This is a genomic window from Staphylococcus caprae, from assembly GCF_002902725.1.
Lineage (GTDB): Bacteria > Bacillota > Bacilli > Staphylococcales > Staphylococcaceae > Staphylococcus > Staphylococcus caprae.
The window spans coordinates 34,922-50,880 of the sequence record NZ_PPRT01000005.1; the positions used below are offsets into that span (position 1 = coordinate 34,922).

Genomic DNA, 15,959 nt, shown 5'->3' on the forward strand with positions numbered 1-15,959 from the left:
CATATGCTCATAAAATGTGATAAATATTTTTAGAGGTGAATAGAATGGCTATTAAGCTGAGTTCAATTGACCAATTTGAACAAGTCTTAGAAGAGAACAAATATGTTTTTATATTAAAACACAGTGAAACTTGTCCAATTTCTGCAAATGCGTATGATCAATTCAATAAGTTTTTATATGAAAGAGATATTGATGGTTACTATTTAATCGTACAACAAGAGCGTAAATTATCGGACTATATTGCTGAAAAAACAAACGTAAAACATGAATCACCACAAGCTTTCTACTTTGTAGATGGTGAAATGAAATGGAATGCAGATCATGATGATATTAACGTTTCTCAACTTGCACAAGCTGAGGAATAAATCAAATCATTATTTTTAAAGAAATAGAGCTTGTCATAGATATCGTTTGACGATAGTTTATGGCAAGCTTTTCGTATATTATGAAAATCCGACGTAAAATATGTATAATGTGATAATGAATAAGTGTTAGCGCACAGTTCGTTTTTATAAATTTAAAAATGAAATGTAAACGATAATGTTAATGATTATTTGAACTTAACATATTGTTTATCATTCATCATCGAATAGAGAATATTTTATATTATTTAAGTTGTAAATCATTTTCCAAAAAGAGAAAAGATATAAGGTGGTTAAGACAATGAAAGTTTTAGTAGCCATGGATGAATTCAATGGAATTATTTCTAGTTATCAAGCGAATAGATATGTTGAAGAAGCGGTAGCAAGTCAAATTGAAGATGCAGATGTTGTTCAAGTTCCTTTATTTAATGGACGTCACGAGTTAATGGATTCTGTATTTCTTTGGCAATCTGGAAGTAAGTATCGCGTTAAAGCACATGACGCTGATATGAATGAAGTCGAAGCGATGTATGGACGTACTGATAGTGGAATGACCGTGATAGAAGGGAACCTATTCTTAAATGGGAATCAACCTATCGATAAACGTTCAAGTTATGGTTTAGGAGAAGTTTTAAAAGCAGCACTCGATAATGATGCGAAACACATCATCATCTCTTTAGGTGGCATTGGCAGCTTTGATGCTGGTGCAGGAATGTTACAAGCACTTGGTGCAAAATTTTATGATGATGAGGCCAATATTGTTGATGTAAGTGAGGGCGCTTATAAGATTAAATACATTAGAAGAATGGATTTATCTAATATTCATCCTCAACTTGCAGAGGCGCGATTACAATTAATGTCTGATTTTTCAAGTCGTTTATATGGTAAACAAAGTGAAATCATGCAAACGTACCAAGCACACGGATTAACTCAAAATGAATCTGCGGAAATTGATAATTTAGTATGGTATTTTAGTGAATTATTCAAAAGTGAACTTAAATTAGCTATTGGTCCTATTGAACGTGGTGGCGCGGGCGGTGGTATTGCTGCTGTCTTGAAAGGATTGTATCAAGCTGAAATTTTAACTAGTCATGAACTTGTTAATCAAATTACGCATTTAGAAGATTTAATTGAACAAGCTGATTTAATCATTTTTGGTGAAGGATTAAAAGAAGATGATCAAATTCTTGAAACGACGACATTACGAATTGCAGATTTAACATCTAAATATCATAAACCTGCAATTGCAATTTGTGCGACAAGTGATAAGTTTGATTTATTTGAGTCACAAGGTGTGACAGCAATGTTTAATACATTTATAGATATGCCAGAAACGTATACAGATTTCAAAATGGGTATTCAAATTCGACACTATACTGTTCAAGCACTTAAATTACTCAAAACGAGTTTAAATCAAAAAAGTTAATCAATTCTAAAAAAGTCGGGCGAAACTCTAAATGTTTTCGCCCGACGTTTTACTATTTATACACTTTAATTACTTTCTTTTTTAGCAACCTCTTCGGCAATTCCCACTACAACTTGAACTGCTTTTTCCATTACATCAATAGAAGCATATTCAAACGGACCATGGAAGTTACCACACCCTGTGAAGATATTTGGAGTAGGTAATCCCATAAATGATAATTGTGAACCATCTGTACCACCACGTATAGGTTCTGTGTTAGGGGTGATATCTAATTTCGCAAATACACGTTTAGGAATATCGATGATGTGATGTAAAGGTTTAATCTTTTCAGCCATATTGTAATATTGATCGTGAACATCAACTTTAACAGGATAACCTTCATAGTGTGTATTAATATCGTCGCGAATTTCCATCAAACGTTTTTTACGTAAGTCAAATTCCTTTTTATCGTGGTCACGAATAATATATTGAAGTGTTGCTTTCTCAACATTTCCTTCAAATTTCATCAGATGATAGAAACCTTCATAACCTTCTGTGCGTTCAGGGACTTCCTTAGGTGGAAGTAGGCTATTAAATTGTTGGCCTAAACTAATTGCATTGACCATCGCATTTTTAGCTGAACCAGGATGCACATTCACACCGTGACATGTCACCGTCGCTTCTGCTGCGTTAAAACTTTCAAATTGAAGCTCGCCAAATTGACTTCCATCCATTGTATAAGCGAAATCAGCATTAAAGCGTTCAATATCAAACTTATGAGGGCCTCTGCCAATTTCTTCATCCGGTGTAAATCCTATACGAATGCGTCCGTGTTTAATTTCTGGGTGCTCTATTAAATATTTAATACCTTCCATAATTTCTACCACACCGGCTTTATCGTCAGCTCCAAGTAATGAAGTTCCGTCTGTAACCATGAGTGTATGTCCGATAAGGTGATTTAATTCTGGAAAGACGCTCGGGTTAAGCACACGGTTTGTTTTACCTAATTGAAGTGCTTGACCATCGTAGTTTTCAATGATTTGTGGGTTGACGCCAGTTGCATTAAAGTCTGGAGATGTGTCTACATGTGCTAAGAAACCGATTGTAGGTACGTCATAATCAACATTGCTTTCTAACGTCGCAAACAGGTAACCGTATTCGTCTATATCTGTAGATAATCCCAAAGTTTGAAGTTCACTTTCTAATAATCGTAATAAGTCCCATTGCTTTTCTGTAGAAGGTGTAGATTCTGAATTTGGATCAGATTGTGTGTCGATTTTTACATATCTTGTTAATCTGTCTATGATTTGTGCTTTCATTGTAATCATCCCCCTTAGAATTATACTCTGTTGTTCATATTATAAGATTTCTTATAAGTTTTACCTTTGATTTTACCATAATACTGTTTGATACGTGTGTAGATGTAGTAGATGATTTCTGAGACAAGAATACCAAAGGCGATGGCTCCGGAAATTAATGTGACTTCTAAGAAGGTGTTTACTGCGTTAGTATAATCGTTTGAAACTAAGTAACGTGTAGCTTCATATGCAGCGCCTCCTGGCACAAGTGGAATGATTCCTGGAACAATGAAGATAATGACAGGTCTTTTATAACGTCTGCTCATCGTATGGCTCATTAATCCTAATATTAGACTTCCTAGGAAAGAAGCGCCCACTTTCCCTAAGTCCATCCCAACAGTAAGTTGATAAATTGTCCAAGCGACTGCACCTACAAAACCGCAAGCGACAAGTAACTTTTTAGGGGCGTTAAATATAATTGAAAAAAGGACTGTGGAAATAAAGCTAATTGTAAAATGAAATAAGTAAAATAACATCGTTAACAGCCTTTCTTATAATAGTAATAATACAATTGCCACGCCGGCACCAATCGCAAAGGCAGTGAGTGCAGCTTCCACGCCACGTGACATTCCCGCAAGTAATTCCCCAGCTAATAGGTCACGGATTGCATTGGTAATCAAAATTCCTGGAACGAGGGGCATTACACTGGCAATCGTAATAATATCTTGATTCTGAGCAATTCCTAATTTAGTGAAAATGGCAGCAATACTAATGACAACTGCTGATGCTACAAATTCTGAGAAGAATTTAATTTGAATGTATTTTTGTACAAAACTAAATGTTAAAAATGCTGCACCTCCAGCAATACATGCAATCCAGAAATCGGAAGCGGTTCCTCCAAACATAAATAAGAAAAAGCCACAAGCTACAAATGATGCGATGATATTCATTAAAAATGAATATTGTAATGATGCCTTTCTTAGGTGAATTAATTCAGTTTTAGCTTCATCAATTGTAAGTTGATTGTTGGAGATTTTTCGTGACAAACTGTTTGTTAGTGCGATTTTTTCTAAATCTGTGGTACGTTCGCGAATACGTATAAGTCTTGTACTTGTTCTATCATTAAGTGAAAAAATAATCGCAGTAGACGTAACGAAACTATATGTATCATGTAAACCGTAACTATGTGCAATACGATTCATTGTATCTTCAACGCGGTATGTTTCTGCGCCCGCTTCAAGTAAAATTCTACCTGCAATCAAGACTACATCAATCACTTTATTTTCATCGATAATAGTGATTGAATCTGACATACACGTTCACCTCCAAGATCGTTTTATTTTTTTATGAACAATTGAAGTTTACAACTTGCGCCTGTAACTTTCAATAGACACCATGATTTTGATAAATGATTTCATATAAGTAAATGTGGTTTCTTATTTGAATAGGGATGACCGTAATCCGCTTAATAAATTTAAAAAAACTGCTATGCATAGATGGTATTTCAACACGTAGTTGAACATTCCTACATCTATGATAGCAGTATAATGACTTATAATTTAACTATAGGGTTAAACATGACTTTATTACGTCCTTCATTTTTAGCAACATGAACCATATCATCGGCATCTTTAAATACCTTACGTTGAGATTTGCGATCTTCTTGCGTTAAGTAACCAACACCAATTGAAACGGATAGTTTAATGACTTCTTTGTTTGGAAGATGGAATGATGATTTCTCCACTCCTGAACGAATGTTTTCTGCTAATTTAACACTTTGATCTAATGTATAATCACGAATTACAACAGAAAATTCTTCGCCACCGTTTCTGAAAATTTTAAACTGATTTGGAACATAATTTTTTAATAGCTGTGACATTTGTTTAAGTACAGCGTCGCCTGATTGGTGTGAATAGGTATCATTAACATCTTTGAATCCATCAATATCAATCAGTAATAAAGCTAAGCTTTGATTCTTCTCTTCAGCTTGACTTGAAACTTCATTTAAATGTCTATCAAATTCTTTAACATTGCCTAAACCTGTGAGGTAGTCGTATTTGTCTTCATTTTCATAACGGTTAACCAATGAAAAGAAATGCCATATATCAACAAATGTTATAGCGGAAGAGATTGTGATGATTAATGAAATTGGAATAAGTACAAGAATCTCGATTAAATCATAAATTGGGCTCACTAACGCTAAAATTAATAGAATAATGATACTTATTACATTTAAAATGAGTAAAGAGATGATGTCGTTTTGCTTTAAGAATGGTCCTACTGCGCTCACAATACCAGCTATGACGACTAAAGTGATGCCATAAATAATTGAATTGCCAAATATGAACACATCGACTAATGCTACAATAAATGCTGAGGCGAGTGTATAAATCATATTTGTATAGCGTCCTAAGAATAGTAATGGAACAAAAGTTAAGTGAACGAGATATTCGTTTTTAAATGGAATGGGATATGCAGCTAAAAGTAAAGAAACGAGTGTCATTAAAACTGTTACATATTCTTTAGAAAACACCATTCTTTTGTTCTCTGAATATTGTAATCTGTGAAATAAGTATATACCTGCAACCATGACAGATATGTTGTAAACGATTGCTTCAAACATTTCTTAACCGACTCCTTCGTTGACCATTAGCTATTGTAAGTGAAAACTTACAATTTGTCATCACTTAGCATCAGAAATTTCATACATAAAATGGTATTTAATGTTAAAATGGTCGCTTAAATGGTATGATAGAAAAAATGTATTTGAATTGAAATTCGAAAGTGTATGATAATTTTTTTATTATACCTTAAGTTATAATTGAAAACTTTATCGGGAAGGGCATTCCGATAGAAATGATACTAGGCTATAGGGGAGGGAGCGTTACTTACTCATTGTGGTAACGCTGATACGTCTAGAGGTAGTAACTAAAAAGAATTGTGTAGAAATGTCAACGCTATATCGTTGAAGAGATGGTGAGAGCTACACAATAAATATTTAGATATTGATTAACTTATTTGATGAAGGTGAACTGATGTATACTTTACTACTCATAGCATTTACCATGATAGTCAGTTTAATAATTACGCCCATTATCATTGTAGTATCGAAGAAATTGGATTTGGTAGATCGGCCTAATTTTAGAAAAGTACATACCAAACCGATCTCAGTGATGGGTGGAACAGTCATACTATTCTCCTTTTTAATAGGCATTTGGTTAGGCCATCCTATTGAAAGAGAGGTTAAACCGCTCATATTAGGTGCTATTATTATGTATCTTGTAGGGCTTATCGATGACATATATGATTTGAAACCGTACATTAAACTTGCAGGTCAAATTGTTGCGGCAGGCGTTGTAACATTTTATGGTATTACGATAGATTTTATCTCATTACCAATGGGACCTACAATTCATTTTGGTATTTTTAGCATACCGATTACTATTATTTGGATTGTGGCGATTACGAATGCGATTAATTTAATCGATGGATTAGATGGTTTGGCATCTGGTGTTTCAGCAATAGGTTTAATGACCATAGGATTTATTGCAATTTTACAAGCTAATATCTTTATCATCATGATATGTTGTGTGCTTCTAGGCTCACTACTAGGGTTTTTATTTTATAATTTCCACCCAGCCAAGATTTTCTTAGGCGACAGCGGCGCGCTCATGATTGGTTTTATTATTGGCTTCTTATCTTTACTTGGTTTTAAGAATATTACGTTTATTGCGTTATTCTTCCCTATTGTAATCCTCGCTGTACCATTCATCGATACGCTGTTTGCAATGATTCGTCGAATGAAAAAGGGTCAGCATATTATGCAAGCTGATAAATCACATTTACATCATAAGTTACTAGCACTTGGATATACACATAGACAAACAGTGTTACTTATATATTCCATTGCAATTATGTTTAGTCTTTCGAGTGTGATTCTTTACTTATCACAACCACTCGGTGCGCTCATGATGTTTATCTTGATTATTTTCACAATAGAATTGATTGTAGAGTTCACAGGCCTAATAGATGATAATTATCGTCCAGTTTTAAATTTAATCACTAGAAAAGGAGACCGTAAGCAACATCGATATGATGAGCAACAGCCTCCTAAATCATAAGAAACACTATCGCGTGTGAGGAAAGTTGAGTAGAACACCTCATTCGCAATAGTGTTTTTTTAGGTTAATACTTTATTTCATTATGTTGTAGCAATATCAAAAGGAAGAAGTTTAATATCTTCTTTTTCAATATCGTAATTACCTGCTGTGATTCGGTTTAAAAAGTGAATGAATGCTTCGTAATCTTCCTTTACGACATCAATTTGATAACTTACTTTATCGGTATAAAATTGATTTCTTAGTATATAAGGTGTTGAGGCAAGTTCATATTCAAATTTGCCAGTTTGATCATAACTAAGTGTTACGGTTACTGGAACCGCTTCTTTTAATTCCACTCTTCCGGCATCGTAAATCACATCTCTTACTGCACCGCTATAGGCACGAATGAGTCCGCCACCACCTAATTTAATCCCGCCAAAATAACGTGTGACGACTACACATACATCGTGAACATCAAGTTTCTTTAATATTTCAAGCATAGGTATACCTGCTGTACCACTGGGTTCGCCATCATCGTTAGCTTTCTGGATATTCATTTCGGGACCAACTGTATAGGCTGAACAATTGTGTGTGGCATCTTTATGTTTAGATTTAATTTCGTTAATAAATGATTTTGCTTCATCTTCAGAATGGACTGGTTTGATATACGCAATAAATCGAGATTTATTAATGACATTTTCAATCGAATGCGCTTCTTTAATTGTAATCAATGGGTTCGCCATTTGTCTTTGTCACCTGCAATTCCGTTCAATTTTCACTAATATTATTATACACATAACTTTCGTGTGTCTAAATCATTTAAATAAGATTTTCTTTTTCAAAAAAATATTGTATTATGACTATGAGTATAATTGAGGAGGACTAGTATGAAGATTGCAGTAATGGCCGATTCAACAGGTTATTTACCACAAGAAATCATTGATAAATATAATATACCGATTGCTCCGTTAAGTGTGACATTTGATGACGGACAAACATTTACAGAGAACGATGATTTCTCAATTGACGAATTTTATAAGAAAATGGCTTCATCTAAGACAATTCCAACTACTAGCCAACCAGCAATAGGTGAATGGTTAGAAAATTACGAGAAACTAAAAAACGAAGGATACACTGATGTTATTGTGATAAATTTATCTAGTGGTATTAGTGGCAGCTATCAATCTGCAACACAAGCAGGTGAGATGATTGAAGGTATCAACGTACATACTTTCGATTCAAGATTAGCGGCAATGATTGAAGGTAGCTTTGTGATTTACTCACTACAATTAGTAGAAAAAGGGTATACAGCTGAGGAAATTATTAAAGAATTACATGAAATCAGAGAACACATTGGTGCATATCTTATTGTTGATGATTTGAAAAACTTACAAAAAAGTGGCCGTATTACTGGTGCACAAGCATGGGTCGGCACTTTATTAAAAATGAAACCTGTGCTTCGCTTTGAAGAAGATGGTAAAATTCATCCACATGAAAAAGTGCGTACTAAAAAACGTGCCCTTAAATCGTTAGAAAATAACATCTTTGAATTAATAGAAGGTTTAGATGAAGTTACAGTATTCGTGATTAATGGCGATAAAACTGAAGAAGGAAAGGCATTCTTGCAACAACTTAAAAATGATCATCCTCATGTGAATGTTCAGTATTCTGAATTCGGTCCAGTAGTTGCTTCTCATTTAGGTTCTGGTGGTTTAGGTGTAGGTTACTTCCCTAGAAAAATTGAAATTAATTAATATTTTGAAATAAAGTCTGAGACATGAATAAAGATTAAGTTTTTACGACGTAAGTTTAGTGAAATCTTAATTTTTAAAGTTGTTTCAGGCTTTTTTTGTGAAAGAAGTGATATGAAATCAAACATTACGGTAAACTTATTTTTCCTACGGTGCAGTTAAATGGTGAGAAGATTGCTTACCATACAAAAGGGATTATCGATAAAGATGGTCATCATTATTGTATTCAGTGCAGTAATGAAGATCATGATTACTTTTCCACTTATTATTCTTCATATTTAAAAGATGAAGTAATCTACTGTAGACGGTGTCTTCAATTAGGAAGGATAGATAGTGTCACAGAATATCGAATTACAAAGAGTGTTCAGAACATCACGGATGGTGCGTATGAGATTCCCTTTGCATTGTCAGAACAACAACAATTTGCATCGAAATCAATTGTTAATGCAATCAAACATTCAAAGAATCTCTTATTATATGCGGTTACAGGCGCAGGTAAGACAGAAATGATGTTTGAAGGCATACGTTTAGCACGTCAGCTTGGTCATAATATAGCTATCCTTTCACCTAGAGTCGATGTGGTCATTGAAATTAGTCATCGAATCAAAGATGCTTTCAAAAATGAAGAGATTGATATTCTTCATCAGAAACGTTCTCAAGAATATAATGGTCATTTTGTGATCTCGACTGTTCATCAATTATTTAGGTTTAAACAACATTTCGATACTATTTTCATCGATGAGGTCGACGCCTTTCCTTTATCGATGGATCCCCAACTCACCATTGCTATTCAAACTGCTTCCAAATCTATTCATTCTCACATTTACATGACGGCCACGCCTCCACGTCATTTACTACAACAAATGTCTTCGAACCAAGTAATTAAACTTCCTGCCCGTTTCCATAGATATCCGCTTCCAGTACCTCAATTTAAATATTTCAAATTAAATCAATCACGTGTGCAACCGCAATTATTAAATATTTTTCAGAAACAAATGGATCAACAACGGTATACGTTAGTATTTTTTAATCATATTGAAACGATGCACCAGACCTATCTTAAATATCGAACATTGATACCTAATTTAATATGTGTTTCTAGTGAGGATGCGCACAGGTTTGAAAAGGTAGAAGCATTACGACGCGGAGAACATTTAATCGTATTTACTACGACTATACTAGAAAGAGGTTTTACTATGGCGAAGTTAGACGTCATAGTTATGAATGCTGAAACTTTTGAAAAGGCTGCATTAGTACAAATTGCTGGACGAGTTGGACGTAAAATAGAAGCACCTCAAGGCCTTGTTTTATTTCTTCATGAAGGGGTCAGTCTATCTATGATTTTGGCTAAAAGAGATATTGTAGCGATGAATCGTTTAGGAATAGAAAAAGGGTGGTTAGATGTCTAGGTGTTTACAATGTATGAATCCCATTAATGACGTGTTACATATTTATAATTTTTTTAAACCACCTCGACAACTTTGTGAGGAATGCGAAAAAAAGTGGGCAGCAATTAAATTACTCAATGATGATGAAGAGAGATGTGTCCGATGTCTTAACTTGAAGACGACTGATACACAGGTTTGTCTAGATTGTCAGTTTTTGGAAAATGATTTCCGCTTAATGGAACAATTATATTGTGACTATAAATATCAAGGAATAATGAAAGAAACAATACATCAATATAAATTTATGAGGGATTATGAACTTTCAAAAGTGTTGGCACAAAAATTAAAATTACCTCGAACAGACTATGATATGATCGTGCCTATTCCTTCTCCTTATGAGAGAGATGTAGAACGTACATTTAATCCAGTAGCAACTGTTCTTGATAATATGGGAGTTAAATATGTGAATATTTTAGGAACAAATCTACGCCCAAAACAATCTAAATTAGGTAAATTAGAACGAGCGAAAGCGATGAATCCTTTTTATATCAAAGATGAAAGGATGGATTTAAGCGATAAAGTAATTTTACTTATTGATGATATTTATACTACAGGGTTAACAATACATCATGCAGGGTGTAAATTATCAGCATTAAATGTCAGAAAATTCAAAGTGTTTGCGTTTGCACGATAGACTAAACGTGATAAAATATAGTTAAGGATTACCAATATTCGAGGTTAAAGGAGAGATGACTATGATTAGATTTGAAATTCATGGAGATAACCTCACTATCACAGATGCTATTCGCAACTATATTGAGGAAAAAATTGGTAAGTTGGAGCGTTATTTTAACAATGTGCCTAATGCAGTCGCACACGTTAAAGTTAAAACTTATTCTAACTCAGCTACTAAAATTGAAGTCACTATTCCATTAAAAGACGTTACATTAAGAGCTGAAGAAAGACACGATGATTTATACGCTGGCATTGATTTAATTACAAACAAATTAGAACGTCAAGTACGTAAATATAAAACACGTGTAAATCGTAAACATAGAGATCGTGGAGATCAAGAAGTCTTTGTAGCTGAAGTCCAGGAAGCTACACCCGAAGAAGTTAGTGGTGCCGAAGAACCTGATAATGACAACGATATTGAAATTATCCGTTCAAAACAATTTAGTTTAAAACCTATGGACTCTGAAGAGGCAGTATTACAAATGAACTTATTAGGACATGATTTCTTTATCTTTACGGATAGAGAAACAGATGGTACAAGTATTGTTTATCGTCGTAAAGATGGTAAATATGGATTGATTGAAACAACTGAATAATTATAATTTGAAATTGATATATAATTCTGTAGCTCGTCTGCAGTTAGTTTGATGAGAGAGGTTTCTATTTAATCGAATAGAAACCTCTCTTTTTTATATTTTATAGATAACTCATAACGATTCATTCCATTATTACGAGAATACAAACTTTAATTGCAATATTTCAATAAGTATAGAGGTATCGAATTAGCGAATTTCAAAAGGACATAAATATTTCACTTTTAAAGAAATAAAACACTTGACTTTTGACAGCTTTTAATAGATATTATTAATATAAATATTTTATATTCTTTTTTAAAAGTTTAAATATAATTTGAAAGGAGTGTCACTTATGTTAAAAGCTTTTTCCCTAGTTTCAACAGCATCTATCGCTTTAATGTCACTATCGCTTTTTTTATGCCCCTGATACCAATGCTAAAGGTTTATCTCATGAAAAATCAGAATTTTCAGCAAATGGACAAAAACCAACTAGCTCCCAATCGAGTACCCAAGCTAATGCTTTAAAAAAGGTTAATGAAAAGAATTTAACTAGTAATCCAGATGATCCATCTCTCCCTAAAGATTCAAAGGTAAATAGGTACATAATTGAAAATCATCTCCAACATTCAAAGATTGTGAAAGATCCACGAATGAATAACCTCCCTAAAAACCCATATAAATTTAAATCGTATATTGGTATTGTGATTCATGAAGTAGGTGAAGACCATCGTTCATTACAAGACTGGGTAGATCAAATGTATAGAACGTTCGATAGAGCATTTGTACATGCATTTGTAGATAATAATGAAATTCATATTACTGCACCTTCTGAATACTATGTATGGGGTGCGGGCGCAAAAGCTAATCCGTACTTTTATCAAATAGAACTTGTACGTCAGTATACATTTGAAGACTTTGCTAAATCTGTAAATAATCAAGCGTGGCTTGCTGCGTACATGTTAAAACAAAATGGTATTAAACCAACACTTGCAGATGACAATGAAGGCATAGGCTCTATCATTAGTCATAACGCAGTTTCTCAATATTGGGGTGGCACAGACCATGTTGACCCAATAGAGTATTATGCAAGATGGGGTTATGATATGCATCAATTATTCGAACTCGTAAAATATCACTACGACAATATCCCAGGATAAATTCAAAGAGAGAATTTCCAGAAGAATTTGAACACGTATTAAGAATACAAATTAAATCTAAATTTCATATGCTCCCTTCTGAAGTAGACATTGTATAAATGGAAACTTAGGAGGGGGTTATTTTATGTGAAATAGATGTTAAATAAATGATTGTGGTTAGCTCAAATCAACATTTATAAATATCGATTTGAATTATGAAACGCTTTATCAGTGTAGTCTCTTTTTTATGATTTAAATATAATTAATGGACACTAGAGATGACACTGTGCTATTGTGACTTGATGTTTTAAATAGAGGGAATTTCAATTTTTATTACTCAAATATCATGTTTTATAATATATTCGAAAATTATTTATTTATGACAAGAAAAAATTGTTTCAACCGTGTTAAAATAAACATGTTGTCAATTTAAATAAATTGAATTGAAAGTATAATTAGGAAGAGTTTTAATTTAACTTTCTAATAGTAATTGAGAGTTTCATTTTCAGAGGAAGAAAATTGTTAAAGTATAACTTTCAAGTTACCAATCGTATGAGTATATAAGTATAATTTTAATGGGATAAATGATAAGATAAATTGTTGTAAGCCAAACAGTTTTAGCTAAAGGAGCGACGCATGTAATGGGATTTTTATCGAAAATTGTTGACGGCAATAAAAAAGAAACGAAACGCTTAGGAAAATTAGCAGACAAAGTACTCGCATTAGAGGAAGATACTGCTTTATTAACTGATGAAGAAATTCGTGAAAAAACGAAAGCGTTCCAAAAAGAATTATCAGAAATTGAAGATGTTAAAAAACAAAATGATTATTTAGATAAGATTTTACCAGAAGCATATGCACTTGTGCGTGAAGGATCAAAACGTGTATTCAATATGATTCCGTATAAAGTACAGGTCATGGGTGGTATCGCGATTCATAAAGGCGATATTGCTGAAATGAGAACAGGGGAAGGTAAAACATTAACAGCTACAATGCCTACGTATTTAAATGCGTTAGCTGGACGTGGCGTTCATGTCATTACTGTCAATGAATATTTGGCAAGTTTTCAAAGTGAAGAAATGGCTGAACTATACAATTTCTTAGGTTTATCTGTAGGACTTAACTTAAATAGTAAATCTACTGAAGAGAAACGTGAAGCTTACGCTCAAGATATTACCTACAGTACAAATAACGAACTTGGTTTCGATTATTTAAGAGATAACATGGTGAACTATGCTGAAGAAAGAGTCATGCGTCCATTACATTTTGCAATCATTGATGAGGTTGACTCCATTTTAATCGACGAAGCAAGAACACCTCTGATTATTTCAGGAGAAGCTGAAAAGTCTACTTCTTTATACACGCAAGCGAATGTTTTCGCTAAAATGCTTAAAGCAGAAGATGATTATAATTTTGATGAAAAAACAAAAGCAGTTCATTTAACTGAACAAGGCGCTGACAAAGCTGAACGTATGTTCAAAGTAGACAATTTATACGACGTTCAAAATGTTGAAGTCATTAGCCATATTAATACGGCTTTACGTGCGCATGTAACGTTACAACGTGACGTCGATTACATGGTTGTTGATGGCGAAGTATTAATCGTTGACCAATTTACAGGTCGTACGATGCCGGGTCGTCGTTTCTCTGAAGGATTACACCAAGCTATCGAAGCTAAAGAAGGCGTAACTATTCAAAATGAATCTAAGACAATGGCATCTATTACGTTCCAAAACTATTTCAGAATGTATAACAAATTAGCAGGTATGACGGGTACAGCTAAAACGGAAGAAGAAGAGTTCCGTAATATCTACAATATGACAGTTACTCAAATTCCTACTAATAAACCTGTTCAACGTGTGGATAAATCAGACCTTATTTATATCAGTCAAAAAGGTAAATTTGATGCAGTTGTAGAAGATGTTGTCGATAAACACAAAAAAGGACAACCTGTTTTACTTGGTACAGTTGCAGTTGAAACGTCAGAATATATTTCTAATTTACTTAAAAAACGTGGTATCAGACATGATGTATTAAACGCGAAAAACCACGAACGTGAAGCGGAAATTGTTGCTAATGCAGGTCAAAAAGGCGCTGTTACAATTGCAACAAACATGGCAGGTCGTGGTACTGATATCAAACTTGGCGATGGCGTAGAAGAATTAGGCGGCCTTGCAGTTATAGGTACTGAGCGACACGAATCACGTCGTATCGATGACCAATTACGTGGTCGTTCTGGACGTCAAGGTGATAGAGGTGACAGTCGATTCTACCTCTCATTACAAGACGAATTAATGGTACGTTTCGGCTCTGAACGTCTTCAAAAAATGATGAATCGTTTAGGTATGGATGATTCTACGCCAATTGAATCTAGAATGGTTTCAAGAGCGGTTGAATCAGCTCAAAAACGTGTTGAAGGTAACAACTTCGATGCGCGTAAACGTATCCTTGAATATGACGAAGTCTTACGTAAACAACGTGAAATTATCTATAATGAACGTAACGAAATTATCGACAGTGAGAATAGTTCACAAGTTGTCGATGCTATGCTTCGTTCAACATTACAACGTGCGATTAATTATCATATTCACGAAGATGACGATAATCCGGATTATGCTCCATTCATTAACTATGTGAATGATGTCTTTTTACAAGAAGGCGAGCTAACGGATTCTGAACTCAAAGGTAAAGATTCTGAAGATATCTTTGAAGTGATTTGGGCTAAAATAGAAAAAGCCTATGCCAAACAGAAAGAAACTTTAGGCGATCAAATGAATGAATTTGAACGTATGATATTATTACGCTCAATCGATAGTCACTGGACTGACCATATCGATACGATGGATCAGTTGCGTCAAGGTATACACTTACGTTCATATGCACAACAAAACCCACTTCGTGATTATCAAAATGAAGGTCATGAATTATTTGATATGATGATGCAAAATATCGAAGAAGATACATGTAAATATATCTTGAAATCTGTTGTTCAATTCGAAGATGATATTGAACGTGAGAAAACGAAAGACTTAGGTGAAGCTAAGCACGTCACAGCAGAAGATGGTAAAGAAAAAGTAAAACCTCAACCTATTGTCAAAGGTGATCAAGTAGGACGTAATGATCCTTGTCCATGTGGCAGTGGTAAAAAATATAAAAATTGCCATGGTCAAGCATAATTGAAAAATAAGTTATATATAGTAGGGAGGCTG

The 15,959-nt window shown here is 33.9% G+C and carries 13 protein-coding genes and 1 pseudogene; 9 read left to right on the plus strand and 5 right to left on the minus strand.

Features of this window, described 5'->3' with window-relative positions; all coding sequences use genetic code 11:
* The first annotated feature begins 44 nt into the window (after positions 1 to 44).
* Together ytxJ and CD155_RS00805 are read left to right on the plus strand one after the other, a co-directional pair.
* The gene (gene ytxJ / locus CD155_RS00800) at positions 45 to 365 is read left to right on the plus strand and encodes a bacillithiol system redox-active protein YtxJ (RefSeq protein ID WP_002441501.1); all 321 of its coding nucleotides are present in this window, start codon (positions 45 to 47) and stop codon (positions 363 to 365) included.
* Positions 366 to 663: 298 nt separating this feature from the next.
* Positions 664 to 1,788, plus strand: coding sequence for a glycerate kinase (locus tag CD155_RS00805; protein ID WP_103212268.1), 1,125 nt, complete (start codon positions 664 to 666; stop codon positions 1,786 to 1,788).
* A 65-nt stretch (positions 1,789 to 1,853) separates the two neighbouring features.
* Here the strand turns inward: CD155_RS00805 and pepT are convergent, their stop codons facing one another.
* The 4 genes from pepT to gdpS form a co-directional block, all read right to left on the minus strand.
* Positions 1,854 to 3,086, minus strand: a complete 1,233-nt coding sequence (gene pepT, locus CD155_RS00810) for a peptidase T (RefSeq protein WP_103212269.1) — start codon at positions 3,084 to 3,086, stop codon at positions 1,854 to 1,856.
* A gap of 20 nt (positions 3,087 to 3,106) precedes the next feature.
* Positions 3,107 to 3,601, minus strand: coding sequence for a threonine/serine exporter family protein (locus CD155_RS00815; protein ID WP_002441510.1), 495 nt, complete (start codon positions 3,599 to 3,601; stop codon positions 3,107 to 3,109).
* Positions 3,602 to 3,616: 15 nt separating this feature from the next.
* Entirely contained in the window at positions 3,617 to 4,378 is a 762-nt protein-coding gene (locus CD155_RS00820) for a threonine/serine exporter family protein (protein ID WP_002441511.1), read from the minus strand.
* Between the two features lie 239 nt (positions 4,379 to 4,617).
* The gene (gene gdpS / locus CD155_RS00825) at positions 4,618 to 5,688 is read right to left on the minus strand and encodes a GGDEF domain-containing protein GdpS (RefSeq protein ID WP_002441514.1); all 1,071 of its coding nucleotides are present in this window, start codon (positions 5,686 to 5,688) and stop codon (positions 4,618 to 4,620) included.
* A 412-nt stretch (positions 5,689 to 6,100) separates the two neighbouring features.
* On the opposite strand from gdpS, the gene CD155_RS00830 reads away from it, so the two are divergent.
* Positions 6,101 to 7,186, plus strand: a complete 1,086-nt coding sequence (locus CD155_RS00830; protein WP_037541531.1) for a glycosyltransferase family 4 protein — start codon at positions 6,101 to 6,103, stop codon at positions 7,184 to 7,186.
* Between the two features lie 80 nt (positions 7,187 to 7,266).
* Here CD155_RS00830 and CD155_RS00835 read toward each other — a convergent pair whose 3' ends face one another.
* The gene (locus CD155_RS00835; RefSeq protein ID WP_103212270.1) at positions 7,267 to 7,908 is read right to left on the minus strand and encodes a YigZ family protein; all 642 of its coding nucleotides are present in this window, start codon (positions 7,906 to 7,908) and stop codon (positions 7,267 to 7,269) included.
* 144 nt (positions 7,909 to 8,052) lie between these two features.
* On the opposite strand from CD155_RS00835, the gene fakB1 reads away from it, so the two are divergent.
* The 6 genes and pseudogenes from fakB1 (at position 8,053) to secA (ending at position 15,926) form a co-directional block, all read left to right on the plus strand.
* On the plus strand, positions 8,053 to 8,919 hold the full coding sequence (gene fakB1, locus CD155_RS00840; protein ID WP_103212271.1) for a fatty acid kinase binding subunit FakB1: 867 nt from the start codon (positions 8,053 to 8,055) through the stop codon (positions 8,917 to 8,919).
* Between the two features lie 149 nt (positions 8,920 to 9,068).
* On the plus strand, positions 9,069 to 10,325 hold the full coding sequence (locus CD155_RS00845; RefSeq protein WP_172605853.1) for a DEAD/DEAH box helicase family protein: 1,257 nt from the start codon (positions 9,069 to 9,071) through the stop codon (positions 10,323 to 10,325).
* Positions 10,318 to 10,998 (plus strand): ComF family protein, encoded by a 681-nt coding sequence (locus CD155_RS00850; RefSeq protein ID WP_103212272.1) that lies wholly within the window; start codon positions 10,318 to 10,320, stop codon positions 10,996 to 10,998. The genes CD155_RS00845 and CD155_RS00850 overlap by 8 nt, the downstream gene beginning before the upstream one ends.
* Positions 10,999 to 11,059: 61 nt before the next feature.
* The gene (gene hpf / locus CD155_RS00855; protein ID WP_103212273.1) at positions 11,060 to 11,635 is read left to right on the plus strand and encodes a ribosome hibernation-promoting factor, HPF/YfiA family; all 576 of its coding nucleotides are present in this window, start codon (positions 11,060 to 11,062) and stop codon (positions 11,633 to 11,635) included.
* A gap of 557 nt (positions 11,636 to 12,192) precedes the next feature.
* Positions 12,193 to 12,771 (plus strand): annotated as a pseudogene (locus CD155_RS12855) (N-acetylmuramoyl-L-alanine amidase); the annotation flags it as partial.
* Positions 12,772 to 13,391: 620 nt separating this feature from the next.
* Positions 13,392 to 15,926 carry a preprotein translocase subunit SecA gene (gene secA / locus CD155_RS00865; RefSeq protein ID WP_103212274.1) on the plus strand — a complete coding sequence of 845 codons (2,535 nt, stop codon included), beginning with the start codon at positions 13,392 to 13,394 and terminating at the stop codon, positions 15,924 to 15,926.
* Positions 15,927 to 15,959: the final 33 nt, after the last annotated feature.